This is a genomic window from Marinobacterium nitratireducens (genome assembly GCF_014645375.1).
Lineage (GTDB): Bacteria > Pseudomonadota > Gammaproteobacteria > Pseudomonadales > Balneatricaceae > Marinobacterium_A > Marinobacterium_A nitratireducens.
Genome location: NZ_BMLT01000003.1, coordinates 568790 through 595480 on the forward strand (window position 1 = coordinate 568790; position 26691 = coordinate 595480).

Sequence of the window (26691 nt, forward strand, 5' to 3'; positions counted from 1 at the left end):
TGCCGAACCGTGGGAGCCGCGCCTCGCGGCGAATCGAATCGGGCACCGTGCCCAACCCGTTCGGGGCGGGGAAGTGCCCTTCGGGTAAGCCGCTCCCGGGAAAAACCCCTGTAGGAGCCCGGTCCCCGGGCAAACCGGTGCCGGGCTTCGACGGCCTGGATGTGCCGCGCTCGCGAAAAGATCGCCCGCGGAGCGGGCTCTACACCCGATTCGCAGGTTCTGCCGAACCGTGGGAGCCGCGCCCCGCGGCGAATCCAAGGCGAATCGAAACGGTCAATCGCGGTAGATTTTCCAGTCCTCCGCCAGTCCCTCGTCCAGGGATCCACGGCGCGAGGGTTCTGTCCGTGGCGGCTCGACGCCGAGCAGCAGCCAGTCGTCGACCTCCACCGCCCCGTCGCTCTGCGACAACGGTGCCTGCGGCTCGAGTGCCGGCAACTCGGCCCTTGCCGTGAGCGCCGCACCGACGCTGAAGGCCCCGGCGTCCGGCTGTACCCTGGCGCTGCCCGCATCCACGTTCAGGGTATCGTTCGCCATTTCAGGCCCGGACGCCACGCTTCCGGATGTCCCCTGTGCTCCGGAGCCGAACGATTTTCCCGCGACAGGGGCCAGTCTGGCTTCGTCATTCTCCTTTGCGGCCGGTTGCGCCAGCGACAGCGTCAGGGCGGTCGTGGGGTCGTCGCCAACAGCGGCGGCAAGCAGACTGCCGCCACTGACATTGCCGTGCTGATCGACGTTGGCGCCGGCGTTGTTGTAGTCGTCGAGGCGGTTTTTCAGCAGGTTGATCTCTTCGCTGTCGCCGCCGGCGAGCGCGGCATTGGTCTGATCGACCACCTCTGTCGCGGTCAGCGGATAGGCGATCTCCGGATGGGTGGCGTTGAGCAATGCGGCCACGGCATGGCGCAGCAGCGCGTTGACGCCGCCACCCTTGAGACCCAGCGCCGCCTCGAGCGTGATGTCGTCATAGCCGAGTTCATCCGGCAGGTCGAAGACGCTTTCGAGCGTCTGCTGCGGATCGAAAACCAGCGCGCCCGAGGTATCCCGCGGCCAGGCGACCGCTCCCCAGTTGCCCGCGTTGTTCTTCCAGAAGCCCGGGGTCAGACCCTCGCTGCCACCGATATAACCGCGATGATGGTTGGCGTCGACGTCCGTCGCCTCGACGCCCAGCAGCAGGTCCTGCGCGCGAACCTCCACCAGGTTGGCGTAGCCGCCAGGCTGCACCCGATAGTCGTATACCCCTTCCGAGGTGAAGAGCCAGGTCTCGCCGATATCCAGCACGCCGTTGTCGTTGTCGTCGCCCGACAGATATCGCGGTGTGAAGTCGTCGGTCGGATCCTCCGGCGTACCGGCATCATCCACCAGCGCCAAGATTTCGAGCGCGACGTTGCCGGTATTGCTCACCCGATAGGTCCAGACCGGCGCCGTGCCAATCACCAGTTCCGGCCCGCCCGGCAGGTCCGCATCCTCGATCGAGGTTGGGTCGAGCCGGTCGAACGCGTTGATCGCCTTCTCGACATCGACCCGGGCCAGTACGCCGAAGTGGTGGTTGGCATCGTCGTCGGCGACGGTATCTCCGGTTTCGTCGGTCGCCATCACCAGAACATGGTTGGCATAGTCGCCGGGCTGTACGCTGTAGTTACCGGAGGTGAAGCGCCAGACCTCATCCGGATCGAGCAGACCGTTGCCGTTCGTATCGCCGTCGACATAAACGGGGGCGAAGTCGTCCGTGGCGTCGCCCGGGGTACCGGCATCGTCGACCAGCGTGGTCAGCGCCAGCGCCCCGTCACCCTCGTTGTGCACCTCGTAGTGCCATATCACCTCGGTGCCGGCCTGCAGGTAGGCCCGATCTTCGGGGGTGTCGGCATCCACCTCGACATAGCCGCCGCCGGTCAGGGTTTTCTCGATGCGAATCAGCGCCTCGGAGCCGAAGTGGTGGTTGTAGTCGGCGTCGCTGACCTGCGCGCCGCTGTCGACGCCGACGGCGGTCACGGTGGCGAGATTGCCGTACTGCCCGGCCCCGACCGTAACGGTGGCGCGGAACAGCCAGACCTCGCCGACATCCAGCAGGCCATTCTGATTGGCATCGCCCTCGACATAGAACGGCACGAAGTCGTCCGCCGGTGTCTCGCTGCCGGCGTCGTCGACCAGCCCGGTAAGCTGCAGGCTCTCGGCGCCGGTGTTACGCACCAGATAGGTCCAGACCGCGGTATCGCCGACCTTGAGGACAGGTCCTGTCGGCAGATCCGCATCCTCGTAGTCGGTCGGGTCGAACACCTTCACCGCGTTGATCGCTTTCTCGATATCGATCGCGGCGGTGGTGCCGTAGTGATGGTTCCAGTCCTCATCCCGGACCTGCAATCCCAGCGCCACGTCCGTCGCCGTAACCGTCGCCAGGTTGGCATACTGACCGGCAACGACGGCGTAATCGATCACGCCGGCGGATGTGTAGACCCAGACCTCGCCGACATCGAGCAGTCCGTTGCCATCGAGATCGCCCTCGACATAGACCGGCACGAAGTCGTCATCGGTACTGGCAGTGCCGAAATCATCCACCAGCGCATCGATCGCGAGCGCCACGTTACCGGTATTGCGCAGCTCGTAACGCCAGCTGGCGGCGCTGTCGACGGCCACTACGGGCCCGGTCGGGGTATCGGCATCGTACCAGGTCACCCCGTCGAAGCTGATCAGCTTTTCGAGGTCGATCCCGGTCAGCACGCCGAAATGGTGGTTCGGATCGCGATCGATGCCGTACTCGCCGGTATCGGGGTTGGTCGCCAGCACCCCGGCATGATTGACATAGGCGCCGGGCGCTACGGTCTGACTCTGCACGCCCTCGGAGGTAAAGACCCAAACCTCGTTGCCGTCGAGCAGGCCGTCGCCGTTGCGGTCGCCGCTGACGTAGACCGGCACGAAGTCGTCGCTGGGATCGTCCGGCGTACCGGCGTCGTCCCACAGATCCAGGATCTGCAGCGGATCGCGACCGTCGTTGTAGACGCGGTAGGTCCAGAACAGCTCGGAGCCGACCGCCAGCATCGGACCCGTTTGCGCGCTGTCGGCATCCTGCGCCGCACTGACCCGGGTGACGCTGGTATCGGTATTGATTGCCTTCTCGACGCGGATCTCGAGATCGCCGATACCGAAGTGATTGTTGTCGTCCTGGTCCCCGGCAACGCGGCCGCGTACGTCTTCCACCTCGACGCTGACGGTATTGGTGTACTGCCCGGCCTGAACCTGATAGTCGATCACGCCTGCCGAGCTGAACAGCCAGACCTCGTCGGGATCGACCCAGCCATCGAGATCCAGGTCGCCGATATTGTGGATACCGTCTGCCGCGTAGACATAGCCGGGGGTAAAATCGTCGCTGCTGTCATCCGGCGTGCCGGCATCATCGACGATCAGTGTCGGGCGCACCGCAACGTCGCTGTCGTTGAACAGCTGGTAGGTCCAGACCACCGATGTCCCGGTTTCGAGCAGCGGTCCAATTGGCTGGCCATCCATCGCCATCGGCGGCGTATCGGCATCCTCGAGCGGCGATGGATCGGATGCATCCCCGGCATTGATCGCCTTCTCGATCCGCACCTCGAGCGGACGCAGTACGCCACGGTGGTGGTTCTCGTCGACATCGAACACCAGGCTGCCGCTGAGCGGGTCATCGGCCACTGCCAACGCGATATTGGCGTAGTCGCCCTCGATCACCTGGTAGTCGAGCACGCCGTCGGAGGTAAAGCGCCAGACCTCGCCGGGATCGAGCAGAAGATTGTGGTTCAGGTCGCCAACGTTGTAGGCACCGTCCGTTACCGGCGTGGCGACGAAATCATCGCCGTTATCGTTCGGCGTACCGTTATCGTCCACCACGCCCAGAACATCCAGCGCCACGGTGCCGAGATTGCGCAGCTCGTAGGTCCAGACCACCTGATCGCCGACGAACAGATCGACGCCCGGCGCCTGATCGGCGTCGGCCTCGACCGTATCCCCGGCGCTGATGAGTTTTTCGAGCTGTAGCGGCGTCGTGAAGCCCAGATGGTGGTTGGCGTCGCGGTCGATACCGCTCTGGCCGGTGGCCGGGTTCGACGCCACGACGGTCGCGACGTTGCGGTAGGCCCCCTCGACGACCTGGTAGTCGCGCACGCCCTCGGAGCTGAACCACCAGGATTCACCGCCGTCGACCAGGCCATTCCGGTTGCTGTCGCCGATATTGAAGCCATCCTGTGTGATCGCCTGCGGGGCGAAATCGTCGCCGGCGAATTCCGGCGTGCCGGCATCGTCACTCAGTGAATCGACGCGCAACGCCTCGTCGCCGGCGTTGGTCAGCCGGTAGGTCCAGATCACGTCGGTGCCGACGTAGAAACCGGGTCCCGGTGCGGCATCGGCATCCAGCTCGACAACATTGGCGGCACTGATGTACTTGTCGAGACGAATCCGCACCTCGTCGTCGCCGACGCGATGATAGTTGGCGTCGCTGTCCGAGGCTTCCCTGCGCACGCCGCCGATCTGCGCCGCGGCGGTCACCGTTGCCACATTGACGAAGTCATCGGCGCGCACCCCGGCCTCGAAATCGACCACAGCCTCGGACGTATAGCGCCAGGTTTCGCCGGGGTCGAGCAGTTCGTTGCCGTTGCTGTCGCCCTCGACATAGCGCGGCACGAAGTCGTCCGAGGTATCCTGCGCCGTGCCGGCATCGTCGCTGATGGTCAGATCATCGACCGCGACTGCAACGGTGCCGGTGTTGCGCACCAGGTAGCTCCAGACCAGGGTTTCGCCGTCGTCGGCATCGTAGGCCGTGGCCGGGGTATCGGCGTCCTCGAACAGCGACGGCTGCCAGACGTTTTCGGCGTTCACCGCCTTTTCGATATCGATCGACAGGACCTCGACCAGCAGGTCCGGACAGTGCTCGGTTTCCGGCGCGCCGCGGGTGTCGATCGCCACGCCGCCGATATTGCCCGGCTGCGGATCGCGCGGCGCGCCGCTCTGATCCTGCCAGCCCTCGTCCTGCTGGGTGATGATATTGAGTTCGCCGTCAGGCTCGATGCGCGTCGGGTCGGAGCCGCTGCCCACCCCCAGCGCCGCAACGAAGTCCACCACCTGGGGTGTCGGCAAGCGGTTGACGGTGGGGTAGCCGAACTGGCTGAACGGCACGATGAAGCTGTTGAACTCGCCGACCCAGTCGAACAGCCGGTCGGAGCCGGTATTGGCGATCAGTACATCGCGCCCGCCACCGCCAAAGGCAAAATCGCCGGCGCTGCCGTCGGGCCGGTCGTTGAGTCCGCCATTGGTTTCGAGGTTGTCGTCGGCGTTGATCAGGTCATCGCCGGCACCGCCGAACATGCGGTCGCAGGCGGTGCCGCCCACCAGCCAGTCGTTGCCGAGATCCCCGAACAGATGGTCGCTGCCATCGTTGATCAGGTCGAAGTTGAGCAGGAAGCCCTCGATCTTCAGACGCGGGTTGTCGGCATCGTAGAGCGCGAACTTGGTGGTCGCGGGATCGTACTGAAGCGGATTGGCAAGGTCGAAACCACCGAGCGAGCCACCGGATTGCGGCGCCTCACTGTAGAACGGCAGCTGCGCCTCGGCGCCGGAAATGGCGTCGTCGCCGGCGCCACCGTGCAGGTAGTCGTCACCCAGGCCACCGAACAGGATATCGTTGCCGCCGCTCTCCCAGGCGTGCAGCACCACCGTCTTGTGCAGATAGCCCTCGTAATAGAGCCCGGCGCCGATATAAGGCCCCGGGGTGGCAATATGGACTTGCGCGTTGGCGCGATCGAGCCGGTTCAGCGGTTCGGCGACGCCGTTACGGCTGGTGAGAATACGGCCGTCGTCGCCGAGGACACCGTCCACGCCGGTACCGCCGTAGATACGGTCGTAGCCGCTGCCGCCGTAAATGTCGTCATCCTGGCCTTCGCCGAAGGCGATATCGTTACCGGTCATCAGGTGGATGCTGTCGTCGCCTCCCTCGCCGTGCACCAGGTCGTCGCCGCCGATATCGCCGGCGGCGCCACCCGGCGTGTAATCCAGCAGCTCGAAGGCACGCGGAATGATACGCAGCGCGCCGGCGTAGTCGTCGTAGTTGAAGGTCAGGAAGGCCGGCGCCGGTGCCGCACTGCCGTTGAGGCCGACCAGGCGGTATAGGTTGCCGTTGTCGCCCAGTATCCAGTCGGCATCGCGGGCGTGGCCGTCGGCGGTCAGGTCGCCGAAGTCATTGCGGGCGATACGCACCCCTGCACCGCCGAACAGCACATCGGCACCGTCCGGCCGCATCTGTGCACCGCTCAGGCCGAACAGCGACGAGCTGCCGCCGATGATATCGTCCTGGCCGAGGTTGCCGAATATCAGGTCGTCGCCGCCGTTGCCCTCGATGTAATCGTCGCCGTCGGAGCCGCGGCCGTAGTAGTCCTCGACCGAGAGCCGGGTTGCGCGGGCCTGAACGGTCAGGCGCCCGTCTTCGTCGATCACCGAACCGTCGCCCTGGATGGCGTCGTTGCCGAGCTGCCCGAATATCAGGTCGTCACCGGCGCCGCCGGCGATATCGTCGTGCCCCCAGAGACCGGTGGCGGTACCGGCGGCATGGTCGAGCAGCGTTACCACGCGGGTTTCGACGCCGGTCGGATTGAGCTGCGCCGGGTCGGTGATCAGCGCGCGGCCGTCGTCGGCGTAGATCAGGCTGCCCTCGAGTGACCGCATGCGCGGACTCAGGGCGCTGCCGGTGCGCAGGATAACGGCGTTGTCGCCGGCGATGACGTCGTGATCCAGACCGCCGTCGATCAGGTCGTCGCCGTCGAGACCGTTGGCGACGTTGTGACCGCCGATGAGGTCGTCGTCGCCGGCGCCGCCGCTGATACGGTCACCGCCCTGGCCACCGAGGATGATATCGGCGCCATCGTTGCCACGCAGCAGATCCGCGGCGCCGGCGCCATGGCGCGTGTAGATGGAGGTGAAGGTGAACGGATGCTCGGCAGGCGCCAGACTCAGCGGCAGCAGGCTCTGGTCGATATCGCCCCGGACACGGCCGAAGTCGCCGAATATCAGATCATTGCCGCTATCGCCCGAGACCGTATCGCCGGCGATGCCGGCAATGACGATATCGTTGTCGTCGCCGGCACGGATTTCATCGGCACCACCCAGTGCCGGGTCTGTCGCGACTATCAGATCGGCGCGGCTGCGGTCACCGTCCAGCACGACATAGTCGATGCGGCCGTGATCGCCGAACAGCACGTCCTCTCCGCTGCCGCCGGCGATGAGATCCGAGCCGTTGCCGCCGAGAATGCGGTCGGAACCTAGGTTGCCGTAGAGGATATCGGCGGCACCGTTGGCCGGCGCCCGGGTGCCGATGCGCTCGATGAAGCCGGTGGTCAGTATCCTCAGCGTACCCGGCGTCTGGGTGACGAAGCCGTGGTCGCCGAAGATAACGTCATCGTCCTCGTTGCCGCGTATCAGGTCACGACCGGCGCCGAGGGCGTCGCTGGTATCGATGACGGTGCCGGGCAGCCACTCGATGGATATGACCCGGGTGATGGGGTCGACGTTAAAGCCCGAGTCGCCGTAGATATGATCGACACCGCCCTGCCCCTCGATCAGGTCGTCGCCGGAGCCACCGGCGAGATGATCCCCCGCCTGGCTGCCGTAAATGCGGTCGTTGCCGCGGCCGCCGTATACCGTCAGGCCGACGCTGACCGCGGTATCGAAGCTGAGATTGCGGGCATCGATGATATCGTCGCCATGAAAATCGAACGGCACCGCATCATCCGACGCCACACCGGGCGTGCCGTTGTAGCGCTGTCCATCCTGGGCGGTGTCACCGTAGATCACCAGCGGCGAGTCGGGGCCGGCGCCGCCGTTGACGATGAAGAGGTCACTGCCGCCGCCACCGTGCAGCAACGTCAGGCCGCCGTGGTCGGCCTCGGTCAGCAGGGTGCTTTCGACGGTCAGCTGATCGTCGCCGCTGCCCAGCAGCACCTCGAGGATTTCCATATCGCCGTAGGTGATACCGCCGGCAAAGGTGACGAAGTCCGGCTCGTCCGCGGTGCCGCGGTTCAGGGTCAGATCCGGCGCCAGCCCGAGCCCGGAGAGGTTGGTCGAGGTCAGCACGCCGATATCCCCGGAGGGGTCCGCCCCCTGAATGCGGGTGATGCTGGAATCGTTGTGCACATTGACCCGGTCGATCTGCTGGCTTTCGTCGATCGGCACCTCGATATCGATCGGCGGCGGGTTGGTTTCGCCGGGCAGTACCACCGCAACGTTGATCGAACGTCCCGGCCCCTGGCCGACGCCGCCTTCCAGGTACAAAGGGCCGAGCAGCTGATTCAGCGTATGCGGCTGGATCGGGAACTCGCGGGTCTGGGCGTCGCGTTCGGTCGGGGTGTAGCTGCTGTCGGCCGAGACGTTGATCACCACGTCCTGATACCAGTTGTTCTGATCGAAGGTCAGGGTCGCCGGATTCGTGCCGCTGGCCGGCGTAAAGCGCGCACCGATGCTGCTGGAAAGGATCGTCTGACCGTCGCCGTAGAAGCTGATGGTGACCGGACCCTCCGGGCGATGAGTCAGGCGGATGCTGTAGCTGTCGCCGGCGCCGCCCTTGACCAGGTGGGTCGAACCGTCGGTCTGGCGGACCAGCACGCCGGCCGAATCGTTGTCGACGACGTCGACCGCCAGCCGCACCGGCACCTGCACGACGAACCCGGGATCGGTGCTGCTGACGCCGTGGACGATCGGCGAGATCATGCGGTTTTCGGCATCGCCATCGTCGACCGCGGTGACCAGCAGTTCCACCGGCGTGTTCCAGTTGCTGCTGTCGAAGGTCAGGGTACGGGTGGCGGCGTCGTAGCGCGTTTCGCCGGCCGCCGCCGCAAGGCTGATCTGGGCATCGAACTCGAGCGTCACCGTGACGGTGGTGCCGGCTGCCGGTGCGCGGGTCAGCGACAGCCGGTAGCTGTCACTGATGCCGGTGGTCACGGAGCCTTCGAGCACCAGGGTATCGGTGCCGGTTTCCTCGATGATCAGGCCCGCGCGATCGTCATCGATCACGCTGACCTCGACATTGCGCACCCCGGCATGCTGGAAGCGGTCGTGATCGCTGAGCACGCTGTGGCTGATGGCCAGGGTACGCGGTCCCTCTTCCAGCGAATCGGCGACCGCTTTGACCCTGACGGTCTGATCGGTCTTCCAGTTGTCCGGCGTGAACACCAGTACCAGCGCTTCGTCAAAGGCACCGCTGGCGCCGGATACCAGCACGCCGGCACCGCCGAGGGCCCGCTCCTGCTGGTTCGACAGCGCCGCCGATACCGTGACATAGACATTGGAGGTGGGCGCGGCCGACAGACGGATGCTGTAGCTGTCGATGCTGCCGCCATTGTGCTCACGCACCTCGGTGAAGCCGTTGCTTTCGGTGATCACCAGCTGACCGATGCGCTCGGCGTCGGCGACGCTGAGGCCAATGCCCTCGGCCAGCACCTTGTCGTACTCGATGTCGGTCGCCGACGAAACCGCATGGTTGATGACGCCGCTGAGGCCTTCGAGGTCGACGCTGACGACCTCCCCGGTGACGTCCCCGGTCACATCGAAGGTATCGCTGCCCTTGCCGCCGATGACCCGGGTCACCATGCCGTAGGCGGTACTCTGGATAAAGAAGTGGTCGTCGCCCTCGAGACCGTCGACCTCGAGGCTTTCCTCGCTGTTGCTGAAGCGCACGTTGAGACCGGCGCCGAAGACGCCGTCCTTGGTGATGACGAAGTTGTCGTCCTTCTCGGTGCCGAGCACGATGATGCTGTCGTAACCCTCGCCGCCGTCGATCGATACCGGGGCGTTGATGTTGTACTGCACCAGGTCGTCGCCGTCGCCCGCGTTGAGCTCGGTCTTGCCCTCGGTGGACTGGCTGCCGTCGGCCAGCGCGAAGGCCCGGACGATAAACTCGTCGTTGCCGCTTTCGCCCTCGAGTCGCAGCTCGGCCTTGTTGCTGTAAACGCTGAACTGATCGTTGCCGGTGCCGCCCTGCACCACCGTCGAGAAGCTGATGCCGCGGCTGAGGTAGCCGCGGGTGGTCTCGATCGCCCGGGCGCCGGCCGGAAACTCGTTCTCGGCCAGCACTTCGCCGTCGGCGCGGTCGGTACCGAATATCTGGCCGATCTGGAAGCTGTCGTTGCCTTCGCCGCCGTCCAGTGTGGTGATGGCGGCGTTGTCGTCGACCGCGAAGTGATCGCTGCCGGCAAAACCCAGCACGCTGAGGCGGGCGTTGATGTTCTCGTCGTAGTTGATGCGCTCGACCTGCTGCGGCCGGGTGCTGTCGTTGCTGCGGATCTGGTCCAGGGTGCCGTGCAGCAGCGCGACGAAGGCGGGCGTGTCGGCGGTGGCGCCACTGGCCATGCGCGAGGCGATCTCGTTGACGCGGCGCAGCAGGAAGATATCGTCGTCGGCGGTGCCGAGAATGCTGAGGCGGTCGATACCGTCCTGGCGATGGCCGCTGTCGAGCACGCTGATGACGTAGTCGGCGGCGGCGCTGCTCTGGCTGCCGCGGGTCTGGACGATATAGGTGTCGCTGTCGGACTGACCGTCGAGGTACAGGGTATCGCGGATTGGATTGCCGTCGCCGTCGCTGCCGCGATAGGTGTCCATGGTCTGCAGCCGGTACACCTCGAACAGGTCCAGACCGTCGTTCTCGCCGGAGGTGGCGCTTGCGTTCATGTCGGCGCTGCCGAAGACATGGGTCTGGCCGCCAAGCTTCGTTTCGAGGAACTGGAAGCGATCGTTGTCGACGTTGCCGAAAATCGCCGTGTAGTGGCTCAGGCCGCTTCCCGGGGTGATCTCGCCGCGCAGCCACATGCGGGTGCCGGCGGCATCGAGGTCACCGTGGTCGCCGCGGATGATGACCCGGCGCCCGGCCTTGATCAGGCTGTTGCTGCGGGTGGTGACGTTGTCGCCCACCAGCAGGAATACCGAACCCGACGCCAGCACCCGGGCGCTGGAAACCGCCTGATCCAGCAGGGTGGTACCGCTGGTTTCGAGGTTCAGGTCCTCGCCGATCACCGTGCCGGCGGCGTTGGTCACCGCTGCGGTTTCGCGTACCCAGAGCTGGAGGTCGCCGGCCTTCGCCTCGGCGCGAAGCACGTTGAGTTCCTGGCGCACCTCGGTCAGGCCGATATTGCGATCGGCGACCAGGTAGACGCGGCCCTTCTGATAGCCGTTTTCCGTGCGCGAGGAGTCGATCTCGAGATTGTCGTCGAAGCTCACCGCGCCGCTGACCGTCGACTGCAGACCGATACTGCCGCCATGGGCGATGAGGTCGATGTCGACGGCGGTGATATTGGTGCTGCCGTCGCGGCGACCGTCCAGAATGGAGCCGGCGCGGCTTTCGAGGCGTACGTCGGCGCTGCGCGACACCACCGTATCGAGCCGCAGGTCGCCGGCGGTTTCCTCGATGAACAGGCTGGCGTAGCCTTGTGCGCTCAGCATGCCCGATTTGGCGCCGGCGCGGCTGCCGCTGGCGACGCTGTCGAGCAGATCGGTCTGCAGGAAGTTGGCCGCGCTGCCGATACCGCCGTTCAGCGCCCGCAGCCAGATGTTGATGCCCAGCACATCGGCGGCGCTGTCGTCGAGCGCATCGACGATCGATTGCGGCGCGAACAGGTAGACGTTGTCGGCGGTGGACTGAATACGACCGATACGCAGGTCGTTGCCGTCGCTGCCATCGACCGCAACGATCTCCGCGATGGGCGCCGCAAGGGTGCCGATAAAGCCGTTGCTGGTGATATCGATATGGCCGCTGCCCCGGATATTGGTCTTGGCGAGCACATTGATCACAGCGATATTGCTGGCAAGCGTGCTGCCGACCGCCGGCGGACTGGTGTTGGCGGCGCGGACGATGATATTGCCGCCGGCTTCGACCAGGCCGAAGTCATAGGTGCTTTCGATCTCGGTGGCGTTGGTGCCGTTGCCGAAAGCGCCCCAGACCACAGAGGCGCCGGTTGGATCGGCGCTGCTGTTATTGGGGCGGAAGAAATCATTGAAGCTGAGGAAACGCGGGGAATAGGAGCCGCTTTCCGGATCGAAACTGCGATATCCGTCTTCGTTGGGCACCCGTACCAGCACGCTGCCGAGGCTGCCGGCAGCGACTTCACGGGTGCTTTCCTCCAGCACCACATTGGCATTCGCGCCCGCAGCCACATGGTCGAGGTCGACGCTGAAGATCGTGCCGCTGGCGAGGCTGTCGCGCAGCAGCCCCTTGAGGCTCAGGTACAGCGACTGTCCGGCGACGGCGTACAGCTCCTCGTTGCGTCCGGCGCTCTGCACCAGCTCCACGTGCAGCCGCTTGTCGGAGGCGCCGACAGTGCCGGTACTTGCCTCCAGGCCGTGGAACAGGGTCAGGCTGACATCGTTCTGCTGCCCGGACTTGGCAAGGCTTGCCAGGGTATTGAGGGTGAGCCTGGCGTCGCTGATCGCCGCAATCTGGTAGACGCCGTCGTTGCCGTCGCTGCCCTGCACCTTGATCAGGTCGCCGACGGCAAAGCCGTAGGCGCTCCAGCCGAGGCCGTCGTCACGGACGATGGCGGCCGCGGCCGACGCGGTCTGACGGGTAAAGGTGAGCCCGCCGCTGTACTGCCCGGCACTGCGGAACTCGAACTCGCGGCTGCCCCACTCGGTACCCGCCGCGCCGAGGGTGTGGGTGCGGATCACCATGGCATCGCTGGCGGAGAGAATATCGCCGCCGGTATTGAGAATGCGGGTCTCGCCGATCGGATTGTTGATGGCGGCGGCGTTGGCGAACTGGCTGAGTCCGGTGCCCTTGAAGATGATGTCCGAACTGCTGAGGTTCTGGATATCGAGCAGCGCACCGTCGACGGTGCGGATCAGATCGAAGTCCATCGTCACGGTGTCGCGTTCCGGCCGGCCTCCGGTAGCACCGGTGCTGGTGCGCAGCTCGACACGCGGCTGGCCGGTGCTGTTGACCAGGTCGATATTGTTGATGATCAGGTTCAGCGCCGACTGATTGACGATGCGCACGCCCGAGAAGCTGTCGCGGAACACGAAGGTGCCGAAACTGCTGCTGGTCTGGTTGACGATGGTGCCGGACAGCGCCTCGAAGACGATATCGCCGCTGTCGTCGTCGTTGTAGATGTCGTTGACCTCGATCGAGCCCGGCGTGCTGCCGCTGGCGGCGGTCTTGGTATAGGTGACGTTCACCGCCCGCACCACCTTGCCGTCCTTGTCGATGATCAGCTCGGGGGCAGGACCGGCCGAGATCACCACATCGGCATCCCACTCGATCAGGCGCGTAATGTTCTGGGATTCGTACTTGTTGCCACCGTCGAAGTACTGGTCGGTGTGGATGGTCTTGCTGTAGCCATTGTTCTCCGGCTTGCCGCGTTTGGCGCTGTAGCTCTGGATATCCGCTTCGACGAACAGCGCCAGGTTGTCGAAACTCGAGCGGCCGTCGGTGGCGGTGAGCGAGCCGGGCCTGAGCAGCGGCGTGTCCGAGGCGCGCGGGCCGGCGTAGATGATCGCGGTGCGGTCGGCGTCGACCTTGCTGGTGATGGTGTCGTTGCCGATGGTGTCGGTGCCCTGGGGCGGCACCACCGCGACGGCCAGGCGACCGGCCAGGCGTTTGGTGGTAACGGAATCGTGGCGGGCGCGCACATCCACACCGCGGCTGCCGGTGATCTCGGCGCCGGCCTTGATCTTGACTTCGGCGGTGGAGGTCAGCGCGATATCGGCGTCGGCATGGGCCGAAGCGACGCCGAACAGCACCGGGTTGATGGCGACGGCTTCCGCCACCGCGTTGGCCTTGATGGTCGAGACCCTGGCCGTCAGATCAACGGTTTCGGCCAGCAGCAGCGCATTGGCATCGACCACCACCTTCGAGCTGCCGTTGATGATCAGGCCGCGTTTGACGTCGTCGCGGTTCTCGGTATCGTCGGCATCGGCGCCGGCGCCGGCGCCCACCGCCAGTGCGCTGGCGCGCACGGTGCCGTCGATATCGGCGTCGGAATGGGCTTTTAGATTGTGCGCCTCGACACGGCCGCTGCTGCCGAACTCGGCGCGGTTATCGAAGTACAGCTCTGCACGCGGGTCGGCGATATTGGCCGAAATAAAGCCACCACCATGGGCCAGGGAGTAGGCGTAAATGGTGAGCTTGGAGTTCTCGCCGGCACTCAGGGTGAGATCGCCGTCGGCCAGCAGGGTCATACCCGACGCGCTGATGGTGCCATCGCTCGCCTTGTCACCGAAATAGGCCAGCGCCGTGGCCTTGCCATAGGCCCTGGCTTCGACGCCCGTGCCCTGGAACGCCAGTCCGCCGGAGCGCATGTCCGCTTTGCTTTCGATGTTCAGGCTGGCATCAGCGGTGATGTCGACGTCACCGCCGGCGGACAGCCACTTCGACGCGATCCAGGCCTCGACCGCGGTGGTAACGTCGAGATCGGCGTAGAAGACACTGACGGTCCCGACGCCGCCGCTGCCACCGAACGCCCTCGAAGTCGACTTGCCGTCGCCCGGAAGCTCGATGCTGTTGGCCAGGGTATCGCCGTTGGCGGCCAGCAACCTGTGGGTGCCGCTGCCGCTGCCGATATCGAAGCGCAGCTGGAACACCGGTGTGCCCGCGCTCAGGGCGCCGAAATCGACCCCTTCCACGGCCACGGAGTGCATCGTGCCGCTGAGCAGGCCGGCCTGGCTCAGGGAGATGGCGTCGCCGCCGCTTTCCGTGGCCAGCTGGAAGCCGGTCGCGGTGCGGTTGACGACATAGTAGGTACGGCCGTCATCGAGCCCGCCGAGCGGCAAAGATGCGACCCGCAGCAGACTGTGCTCCGAGTCGGTATCGGTACGGTCCGGCGTCAGCTCGACCACAGGCCCCCTAACCAGCACGTCAGTCTCGTTGGCACTGGTAAAGGCGTTCTTGCTGGTCAGGCGTATCTGGTTGTCGACGATTTCGGCAATTTCGTAGGAACCGTCGCGACTGCCCGCACCACTGATGCTGATGACATCGCCAACCGCGAAGCCGTCGTCGGCCCAGTTGCCGGTGCGGCTCAGCACATCGCCGCTGGCGCGCAGGCCCGAAGCGTCCGCGTCGTAGGCGAGAAAACTCAGTGACGCAAGATTGGCATAGCCGTGTGTCAGCTTGACGCTGTAGGCGTCCTGACGGAACACGTAGTAAACGCTGGTCTCGTCGAGGCCGCCGATTGCGGTGCCGGTGGTGCGATACACCACCTGCTCGCCGTCGACCAGGCCATGACCGCGGATCGACTGACCGTCATCTCCGAGCACGGCAATGTAGATATTGTCGTTGTCCGGAGCATCGATCACATTGCCGCTGCTGTCGGTTTTCGGCACCGGCTGGCTGCTGCCGTCGGGGCCCGTCACGTTGACGATATCGACATCGACCTGGCCGCTGCTGAACAGGCGGTCGTAGTCGTCCGGCGCGCGATAGGTCACGGCATCGCCATTGCTGAAACTGTTGTTGCGGTTGATGGTCTTGCCATCACTGCCGATCAGGCTCGACCCGGTGGTCAGCTGAACCGACGGCAGCGTTCCGGCGTCGGGGTCGACCAGCTTGATCGAGCGGGCATCGACTACCCTGACGGTATAATCGGCGCCCTGGGTCAGCCCTCCGATGCTGGCGCCGTCGACACCCCGGAAGACGATACTGTCGCCGTCCTTGAAGCCGTGGTCGGCTTTGAAGCGAATCACATCATAGACCGCATCGAAGGCCTCGCCGAGCACCACCTCGCCAAAGGCCAGCACGCCCTCGGAGTCCTGAATCACGCTGTAGAGACGGCCATCCTCGAGCCCCGGCAGCGCACTGCCGCCATCCGGTTTGGCGTAGATGACCTGATCGCCGGTGCGCAGCGGAAACTCGAAGAGGATGATATTGCTGCCGTCGTCGACGTCGGTGGCGGCGTCGAAGGTATCGGACGGGTTCGACAGTTTCTCGGCCCTGGCCTCGGCCCTGACCTCGACGTTGCCGCCGACATCGAGCACCGAACCGGTATCGAGATAGGCGAAGACATCCGGCGCGCTGTCCACGTCGGCCGTGCCACCATTGCCGGACAGCACACCACCACCCGACGCCTGCACGCTGGCGTCGGCCTCGGCGGCCGGCATGCTGGCCTCGGCAATCAGGTCGCCGCTGGTAAAGAGCGTGGCATTCTTGCCAAGAAAAGCGGTCACCTTGACGACCGGATCGGTGTCGCCGGAGTCGTTGTCGTTATCGTCGCCAAGATTGGTATGCGCCTCCATGCCGTTGCCGGAAATCAACCCGCCACCGGCCGCCAGCCCCTTGGCGCTGGCGACATGGGTGCCACTGGCGCTGAGCTTGAGACGCCCGGCCCGGGCGTCGGCGGCACCGACGGTAGCGTTATCGCCGACGGATGCCTCGGTAATGCCGCCGAGATTGGCCTCGACGTAGCCGCCGGCGCCCTGCAGCGCGCCGCCCGAGCCCGCGACGATGTCCGCCAGCGCGTAGGCCGTGTTCTGGGCCGTGAAATCGGCATTGCCGCGGACATCGAGCACGACCTTGTCGCCGGCGGTCGCTTTGGTATTGCCGTCGACCCTGACCACCAGCTTGCCCCCGGCGCCGCCGAGCGCAATGCCACCGCCGCCGATTCGGATATCGCCCTCGGCATCGCGGTCGGCGCGTGCGTCGACCAGCAGGTTGCCGCTGGCGTGGATCTCGACGTCATCTTCGATGGTCGCCAAAACGTGCCCCTTGACCTGGGCCAGGGTCTCGCTGCCGGCGCCGCCGCCTGCGATGCTGACCGACACCACCAGGGAATCGACCTTCGCCTTGCGCTGAATGGCATCGGCCTTGACGCTGACGCTGGCGGCCTTGATGACGGATCCTTTCTTGATCGTGGCGAGGGTATCGCCCGATATTTTGGCTTCCGGCAGGAACACCGAGACCGACAGCACGCTGCCGCTGCCGCCGTAGAACTTGACCTCGGCGAAGTGATCGCTGCTGGCCTTGACCGCGACCTCGCCCTTGAGCGCCGTGATCGTCGAGTCCGTGCCGATATAAGCCTGCACCTTGCCACCGATGCTGGCCTTGACGATACCGCCGTTGCCGCCGCCGCCGACGCCGAAGGCCACCGCGGCCAGTGTCGACTCGGTTTTGCGGATCTTGGCGATCGACTCCGCGGTAACGCTGATGCCCCCGCCGCTGCTAATCGCATTGCTGTCGATGTAAGCGGTGACGTTGCGATCGATTTCGGACTCGACGCTGACGACGCCGACGGTCAGCACCGTCACACTCACCGATACCGCGACCTGGGTGATCTCGGTCCTGACGACCTCGCTGTCGTCCTTTGCCTTGACGCCGATATCGCCGCTGGCGGTCACGCTGCCGCCGCTGATGTAGGCGCTGGTGACGGGCTGGCGGCTGGTGTTGTCCGGGTCCGCCGCCACCAGATTGGTCGCCCGCGTATAGGCCCCGGCACCGGCAAATGAAATCGGTTTTTCCGAAATCTGCAGCGCGAAACTGACGGTGATATAGGTCGAGCCGGCCTCGAGTGTATTGTCGGAGATGGCGTTGACGCTCAGAGCCCCGCCAGAACTGGCATCGACCCCGCTGATATAAGCCTGCACCCTGTCCGTCACGCGGTTTTCGGACACGATGACCCCGACACCCACCGACGCGGCGCCGCCCTGACCAACCCCGATGGAAACCGACAGCACCCCGCCCGAGGCTTCGCTGTCGATCTTGGCGGTATCGAGCGCCTCGACACTCAGGCCGCCGGCACCGGCCGCGATCGCCGCTGGATTCGCAGGATCCCCGTCCGGAACCGCCGGGGTGCGCGCATTGCTGATATAGGCCGTCACCGTATTGTCGATATTGTTGTACGCCAGCCCGCCGCCAACCGCGGCGCCAAGCGAAACGCCGGTTCCCAGGCTGAGAGAGAACTGCGCCGTCACGCCGACCCCCAGGACATCGATGGAGGCGTTTTCTTCGGCCCGCACCACCAGTGCGCTCTGCGCCTTGACCCTGGAGCCGGTGATATAGGCGCTGACGGTATTGCCGATCTGGTTGTCGGCGTAGAAACCGCCGACCCCGATGCCGATGGCGGAGGAGCCGGGCGTCACCGAGAAACCAACCGCAACCGCAATCGCCTCGCTGTGGATCAGCGAGCCGTCCTGCGCCAGCACCTGCACATCGCCGCTTTCGGCCTCGACACCATAGTAGTGATCGGTATCGCCCCTGCTACCGGCAATGTAGGCTTTGACGGTATTGCCGATATCGTTCACCGCGCCGGCACCGGCCAGGCTGACATCGACCCCGGCCCCTGAGTTGCCGACCGTCACCGCGCCACTCAGCGACCCGGCCAGCGCGAACACGTCGATACGGGCGTCGCTGGCGGCGACCACCGCCACGCTTCCCGCTTCGACGCGGGCGCTGTCGATACGGGCCTCGACGGTATTGGTAATATCGTTGAGCGCCGCGGAGATACCGACGGATATACCGACATTGGTACCCTGCCCGATCACCAGACTGACCGCGACGCCGCCGGCGTCGGCGACGATGCTCGAGGCATCGACCGCCATGACCGATACAGCGCCTCCGGCATCGACGACGCTGGAGGCGTCGACCCAGGCCTTGATGCCGTTCTCGACATGGTTGCCGGAACCCGCGCCGGCGCCGCTGAAGTCGACGGAAAAGCCGCTGCTGCTGCCGCTGAAGACGCTGACGCCAAGTGCCCCGGCAATGGTCAGCGCATCCACCATCGCCGCCGATGTCGACATGACCTCGACCTTGCCCTTGGCGTTCACCTTGGCCTTGTCGGTGACATAGGCATGGATATCGCTGTCGATATGGTTGATCGCCACCGATATGCCGATGGTGCCGTTGATGTTGCTGCTGCCGGTGGAGGCGATCCGCAGCGTCACCCCGACACCGCCGGCATCGGCGACAATGCGGCTCGGCGACATCACCTCCAGCACACCGTCGCGCTCGACGATCAGGTAGCGATCGTTGCCATCCTCGAGCAGCCAGCGTTTGCCCTTGGCCAGCAACTTCAATGTCGCATCCGACGACACTTCTATCGCTTTGGCGCTGTTTTTGAACAGGGTCTTCAGCGCGCTGGAGACTTCCTCTTTGTCCAGCGAGCCGATCAGCGACGTCGCCTGGGCCTTGCTGGAACTGAACAGTTCGCGGGCATCCTGGGAGCGCACCACCACGTTCCCGGCACTCGAGGTGACCGAGCCGCCGTCAACGAAAGCCTTGATGCTGTTCTCGATGCGGTTGCCGGACCCGGCGCCCGCGCCGCTGAGATTGAGTCCGAAGCCGCTGCTGCTGCCGGCGATATCGGCAGCGCCCGCGCCGGCGATGGTGAGCACATCGACGGTGGAGGCGGACGAGGCCTCGATGGCGATATCGCCGCTGGCGGACAGCGTCGAATCGATCGAGGCTGCACGCACGTCGTTGGCGATGGCATTGATCGACGCCGAAACGCCGACGGTGAGATTGAGCGTGCTGCCGCCGCTGGTGGCGATGCGCAGCAGGATGGCGACGCCACCTGCGTCGGCGATGATGGTGCCGTCATCGCTGGCCTCGACACTGATATCGCCTGCGCTCGACGTCAGCTTCGAGTCGGTGACACTGGCCTCGGTAATGGTGGCGATCGCGTTGCCGGAACCCGCCCCGGCGCCGAAAAAGTTGAGGCCGAAGCCGCTGCCGCTGTTGGCGATGGAACCGCCCCCGGCACCGGCGATGGTCAGGGTATCGATCTTATGGTCGCTGGTGGCCGTGATGTCGATATCACCGGTGGCCAGCAGGGTCGAATTGCTGACCTGGGCACGCACGCCCTCCTTGTCGCTGCGGGTGTCGGTTCGCTTGCCGATCTCGTTGACCGCCACCGAAACCCCGACCGCCAGCGTCACCTGGTTGCTGCCGCTGGCGCCGAACAGCAGCGCCAGCGCAATGGCGGCGGCATCGGCGGTGATTTCCGACTCGTCGCTCGCCGTCACCTCGATGGCGCCGCTGGTGGCCTGCACCTTGGGCGCATCGGCGACCAGCGCCTCGACCTGGGCGTGGATGTAGTTGCCCGACCCCGTGCCGCCGATGGAGCCCGTGGCCAGCTCGCCGCTCCAGGTCAGCGCCTCGATCCGGGCCTTGACGCCGGCATCGAGGTCGACGCTCTGACCGACAACGCTCGAAGTATCGATGCGCGCGGTGGTGCGGGTACGGATCTCGTTGCGCGCCGCCGAAATCCCCACGGCGGCGTTGATCGCCTGGTTGCCGGCGTTGGAGAGCAGCGATATCGAAAGTCCAACCGCGCCGGCGTCGGCGCGAATCCAGGCTGCTTTCTCGTTGCCGCCGGCCGACGTGTAGTAATCGCGCGCCGTCAGCGTCACGGCGCCGCTGAGCGCATTGACCGTGGCGTTGTCGATAAAGGCGCGGGCACCACCGCCGACGTTGTTGCCGGAACCCGAGCCCGCGCCGCTGATGGAAATCTGGCTGCTGACGCTGCTGGCCGGATTGGAGAAGGCGCCGGCCAGGGCGATGGTCACCGCATGAATCCGCGGCACCGCGATGGCACTGATATCGACGTCGCCTCCGGTAGCGGTGACGCTGGCGCTGTCGATACCGGCGGTGGCCTGATTGACGCTGTCGTTGATGGCGATGGCGCCACCGATCGACAGTCCCTTGGCCTCGAGTTCGAGCGCCAGTGCGCCGGAAACCGCCAGTATGCTCGACTCGTCCTGTGCCGAGAGCGACAGACTCGACGCCCGCACCGTACCCTTGTCGTTGATGTAGGCGGCGGTGGTGCTGTCGATCAGGTTGACGCTGACGGCGCCGGCGCCGGCAATGGCGAAGCTGTTGCCATTGCTGTTATTGGAGCTGAGGTTGGTCGACGGTGGCGACGACACCAGACCGTCCTTCACCACCGTGCCGGCCAGCGCGAAGCTGTAGAGATTGCCGCCGGAATAGGCATCCATCGACAGGTCGCCGCCGATATTGACGCTGGTCTGGGCATTGCCGGGAACGTTGTTCTCGTCCAGCAGGGCGTTGCCGATATAGGCCTGGGTATCCCGGCCGATCAGGTTGACGCTGACCGAAATGCCGATGCCGATACTCTCGCCAAGCTGTGCGGCGCCGGCGATGACGACGTAGGTATTGAGGTCTTCCGCGTTCAGCGACAGGTCGCCGCCGGTGATGCGCGCCCCAGGTTCGATCACTGCGTGGGTGGTGCCGTCGTGGTCGACCACCGAGACGCTGCCGCTGAGGCCGAACTCTCCGGCCTCGCCGCCGGACTGGGCGAAGGCGAACGAGAAGATTTCCTCGCGGCTGCTCAGAGACAGGCCGCGATTGCTGCCGCTGTGAATGCGCGCACCGGCCTCGATCCGGGCATAGGTGTTGTTTTCGAACAACTGCACGATAGCCGAGCCGCCGAGGCCGACCTTGCCGGACTTGGTGCCGAAAATGGAGAAGGCCTTGCCCGGACTGCCCGTCTGGATTGCCTGGCGGATACCGGCCTCGTTGATCTTGAGGTGGGCGATACCGGCGACATTGACCAACTGCATCATGGTTTCGGCGCTGATATCCACCGCCTGATCGGCGGTTCTGAAGCCGACATCCTGATTGATGCGGGCGCCGTCGCGCACTACCGCGCTGACGTTATTGGTGTAGTCCGCCACGCCGATGGAGCCGTTGGCGGTGAACTTGGTTTCCGGCGCATTGCCCTCGCTCTGCGCCCAGACGTTGACGATGCGGTCGAGGCCGAGCTTGCCGTTGAGCAGACTGGCGATATCGCCAAAGACGTTGGCGTTGGTGGCGTCGCTGACGACGTTGTTGTCCTCGTCGGTGGTATAGAAACTGCTGAACGGCAGCAGCTCCAGCGGCTCCACCGGCAGCTTGTAGGTCAGAGAGGCGCCGATCGACAGCGTGCCCTTGGCATCGAGGCGGGCATAGTCGGCACTGGTGCTGTCGACGATGGCGTCCACCTTGTTGTCGTAGAAGCCCAGCGACAGCGCCACCGAAACGACGAAGTTCTTCTTGCTGTCCGGCTGCGAAATGACGTTGCCGACGGTGCTGATCTTGGTCTGCTGCTCGACCCCGGCGAAAATCCCGATATCGGACGCCGAGCGAAGCTGCGCGGTTTTGCCGACCTGCGCCAGAACGTCATGGTCGAACCAGTTGACCGAGAAAGACCCCGCCGCGCTGAAAGCGTCGTTGGGCGTGCCGCCGGTGCCCTTGAGCGCATTGCCGATCTCGCCGGTGAGAATTTTCTTCTGCATCGACGAGGCTTCGAAGAACTTGCCGCCGCTGACCTTGTAGAAGGGGTTGACGCCCGGGTTCTGCAGTTCGCCCTTGGTGAGCAGATCGGTAATGGTCGGCGCGCTGCCAAGGCCGACGCCCGATGTCGCCGAGTTGCCGGCCGCCAGCTGTGCCTGAACACGTATACCGGCGAATTCCTGGAACGTGTGCCGGGTACCGCCGGCCTGCGACGGATCGAGATCGATAGGTGCCGCCGCCAGCGCATCCTGGTAGGACTCCGACAGCCGGATGGTATTGGCATCGACCACGGTGACGAAGTAGTAGGTATCGTTTTCGAGCCCGTGGATCGGACGGTCGCCAACGGTTGCCAGCGACTCGCGCTCCAACCCGTGTACGCTGCCAGTGCCGCGACTGTTCAGGTCGACCTGCTGCCCCGCCTGTGCCCGGGCCGCGCTCGTGGCCAGTTTCAGGTGATTGGCGTCGACGCTGATCACGAAGTAGGTATCGCCCTCGGTCAGGCCGCCGATGGCCGTACCGCCGCCGCCGAGATAGGTGACGGCGTCCCCGGTCGCGAAGCCGTGGGACGCAAGCGTCAGGGTGTCACCGGCCAGGTCTAGCGGGTCGTCGAGCAGCGGGTTGAATTTCAGCAGGGCGCCGCTGCTCACCGCTTCCAGCGCATGCAGATCCGTACCGATGGTGGCGCCTGCCGTAAGGTCGATGGCAACGCCGTTGCCGGCGTTCTGCGCGCTGGTCGCCAGTTTTACATGATCGGCATCTGTGCGGATAACGTAGTAGGTGGCGCTATCGGAGAGGTTGCCGACGGCGCTGCCGCCGCTGCTGAAGTAGCGCACTTCGTCGCCGGTCGAGAGGCCGTGACCGCTCAGTTCGATGCGATTGCCGGCAAGGTCGACCACGGGCGCGGTGCGGCTGGGGTCGAAGGTCGAGACGAAGCTGGTGCTGAAGAGGTTATGGATACCGCTGGCGCCGGCATCGCTTAGCGCAACGGCCGTGCCCGCAGAGGCATGCGCCAGGCTCGACGCCAGTTTCAGCCGGTTACCGTCGACGCGAATGACGTAATACTCGGTTTGGTGATCCAGGCCGCCAACGTCCTCGATACCATCCCGGTAGTACACCACCTTCTGCCCGGTTTCGAGCTGGTGGTTGTAGGCAAAGATCTGGTTACGGGCGGTATCGACCGCGCTGTAGCTGAAAGCGTGACCGTCCCCGCTGCCGTTGGCGGTCAGGTTGATGGCGGTACCGGCCAGCGCGTTGCTGTAGCTCGTCGCCAGCTTCACCCGGCCGTCCTGGCCAACGATGACGTAGTAGTCGCTGTTGCCCGCAAGACCGCCGATCGCGGTATCGCCGCTGGCGACGCTGTAGCGCAGCTTCTGTCCCGTCACCAGCCCGCGCTCGCCGAAGTAGAGGTTGTCGCCGGCAAGGTCGACGACGTCGTCGCCTGCGGCGTTGGCCGTATCGACATCCAGCGTCAGACTGCCGCTGACCTCGAAGCTCGACTGCCGGGCAATCGTTTCCTGGGACGATATCGTCGGATCGGTGCGGTACAGCAGCGCATCGCCGGTGGTGAAGCCATGATTGGCCAGGGCGATGCTGTGCTGGTCGTTGTCGACCGCGGACTGCGGGCTGAAACTGACCGGCGCGCCACTGTAGGCGAGTATCTGCTTGCCGCTGCCCCGGGACGTCAGGTCAATGGCCGTCCCTGCCGTGGCATTGGCCTCACTCGCCGCCAGCCGGAAGCTGTTGGCGCTGTCGCGTATGACGTAGTAGACGCCCTCGTTCGACAGACCGCCGATTTCGTTCTGAGCGGGGTCGCCAAGGTAGTACTCCACCTTCTGGCCGGTGGTCAGGCCGTGGCTGGTCAGGCTGATGCTGTTGCTGCCGGGACTGACGCCACTATTGGCATCGAAGGTCGCCAGCAGCCGCGGGCTCAGGCTGTGCGTGGCACCGGCGTTGGTGGCGCGGGCGTCGATCGCCAGCGACGCGGTCCGCGTCAGCTGAATGCGGTAGTCGTCGATCACCAGCACCCGATAACGCATGCCGTCGGTCAGGCCGCCGATGGCGACGTTGTCGTTGCCGTCGGTCTGGCCGCTGTCGTAGATCAGCTGCTCGCCGGTGGTCAGGCCGTGGGGCGTCGAGAAACGGATGGTATCCGCGGTGCCGCTGACATTGGCGAGACTGAAGCTCCTGTCGGGCCCCGATACGGCGGTCTCTTTCGCAATCAGCTTGCCGTCGACGACCGCCTGGATATCGGAACGATCGAACGCCAGCGAGATACCGAGCCCGCCGAGTCCGTCGACATAAACCGACACCGTGCTCGAAGCGCTTGTCGATACCCCGCCCAGCGCCTGAACGTCGATGGAATCGCCGGCCTCGATCGAGACGTTCTCGCCCACCTTGGCGTGGGATATCGCCTCCAGGCTGCTGATGGCGAAAGACAGCCCGACCGCCTTGGTATCGGCCGGCGAGTCGAGGTCGACATTGCGCGTGGTACGGGCCGTCGCGGCGGCGGTGACACCGGCATCGGACTTGATGCTGACATCGCCGCCGGCGTTGATCACCGAACGGCCCTTGAGATCGACCTTGGCTTCGCCGTAGGCACGGCTGAACGCAAGACTAAGCGTATTGAGCTTCTTTTCCAGGCTGCCGCTGGACTGGGAAACGGTGGCATCCTTGACCGCCAGCGCCGCCACCGAGGCATCGACACCGGTTGTTGCCTCGATGGCGACATCGCCGCTGGTGTTGATATCGGTGCCGTCCAGCGTCACCTTGGCGATGGCGCTGCGCACCATGGTCGCCAGCGGGATCGGCGGCAGAATGCCGTCGAACACGATCGAGATCAGCGGGTTTATGAAATTGTTGTTGGCCCAGCCCGGCAGCTCGCCGAGCAGGCTGTTATCCGTAACGCCGGAGGTGATCTCGACGCTGCTGCCGCTGATATCGGAGCGGGTCACCTCGATGACCGCCTCCTTGACGACAACGCCGAACGGACGCAACGGACTGAAAATCTGGCTGGTCTGAGCCGCACCTATGCTGATCCCGCCACCGCGCACATCGGCGTCGGTCAGCTTGATCCAACTCTTGCCGGGCCAGACCACGATCGGCGAGTTCGAGGCAAACTCCTCGCTGGCCGACTCGATCTTGACGTCGGCGGCATCGAAGCTGCTGCCGTTTTCGACGTGGGCGAACAGGCGCGTATCGGTCAGATCGACATTGGCACGGTTGGCCTTGCTTTCGTTCGCCTCCAGCGTGATGGCCCCGGAGTCACCGGTCGAGGCCCCCGTCGCCTGATCCGCACCGGCAGCCGTCTGGCGGGTGGACACCGTAACGGTACCGCCGCTGCTGTCGCTGCTGACCCGAGCCGAGGCCACCGACAGGTCGCCACCGCCGGTATTCAGAGCCCCGGCAAAGACAACCTCGTCCGTATCGGCTTCGCCGTCGATGATCAGATTCGCGCCGTTGAGATCGACATCCCCGATGGTCAGTTTGTCATTGCCGGTCTGCAGCCTGATGGTCAGCGATGTGGAGGGGGTGTTGAAAAGGTGGCTTTCCATGGTGCCGTTGAGGCTGCGGATCAGCAACTGACCGCTACCGCTGTTCTCGAGCACCAGATCATCGGCGCCGAGAGTACCGTAAATCAGCACTTCATCGGCGTTGCTGTCGTCCACCACCGGCTCCAGACCCTGATAACGGAGGCGTTCGCCATCGAGGATGACGGAACCGGAATCCGGCCCCGTGGGCTGATAGGCCACGAGTCTGAAGTCGCCGTCGGCGATCTCCAGGGTATCGAAACCACGGTCGCCGCCATCCATGATGCCATCGAGGGACGCGCCGGCAGAAACGACGAACAGGTCCTCATTGTCGGCGGCGCCGCGCAGGTTCTCGACATTTTCGAACTGAACCAGGTCCAGATTGCCTCTGTTGTCGCCGTCGACCTGCCAACGACTGTCGGCCTCGGGTCCGTGCAGACTGTCGCTCCCCGCCCCGCCATCGAAGCGCACCACCAGCGAGCCCGTGTCGATACCGGCGTCCAGCTCCAGCTGCAGACGGTCGTCGAGATCCGAGCCGGTAATGGAAATATCGCTGGCCCGTGCCAGCTCGCGTTCGTAGATCAGCTGCTCGGTGACACTGTCATTATCGAGCAGCTGTACCACCTCGGTACCGCCCGACTCGGTGACCCTGAGCGTCAGGTCCGTAGCGGTGTCGGCGGCGGCAACATAGGTGAAGGGATCGGCGGAGAGGAGCAGGCGCGGCTCGAGAGTTTCGAGCCTGAAGTCAGGCGTCGCCGCAGGCGCGCGACGGGCAGAGCGCAGGCGTTTCAGGGCGCGGGCAACCGAGCGCGACAGCCCGCTGAGCGGCTGCGACAGGCGCGCCGACAACGAGCGGCTGCGAGTGGAAGTCTGACCTGGCGACAGGTTGAACGGATAAGACACGGTCTTTCTCCAGTGACGGGTGCCCGCTCTGCGCCCTCTCTGGCACGGCCACGGCACCTT

The 26691-nt window shown here is 65.2% G+C and carries 1 protein-coding gene; it reads right to left on the reverse strand.

Annotated elements, in window-relative coordinates:
- Positions 1 to 273: 273 nt before the first annotated feature.
- Entirely contained in the window at positions 274 to 26631 is a 26358-nt protein-coding gene (locus IEX85_RS08205; RefSeq protein WP_188860090.1) for an LEPR-XLL domain-containing protein, read from the reverse strand.
- Positions 26632 to 26691: the final 60 nt, after the last annotated feature.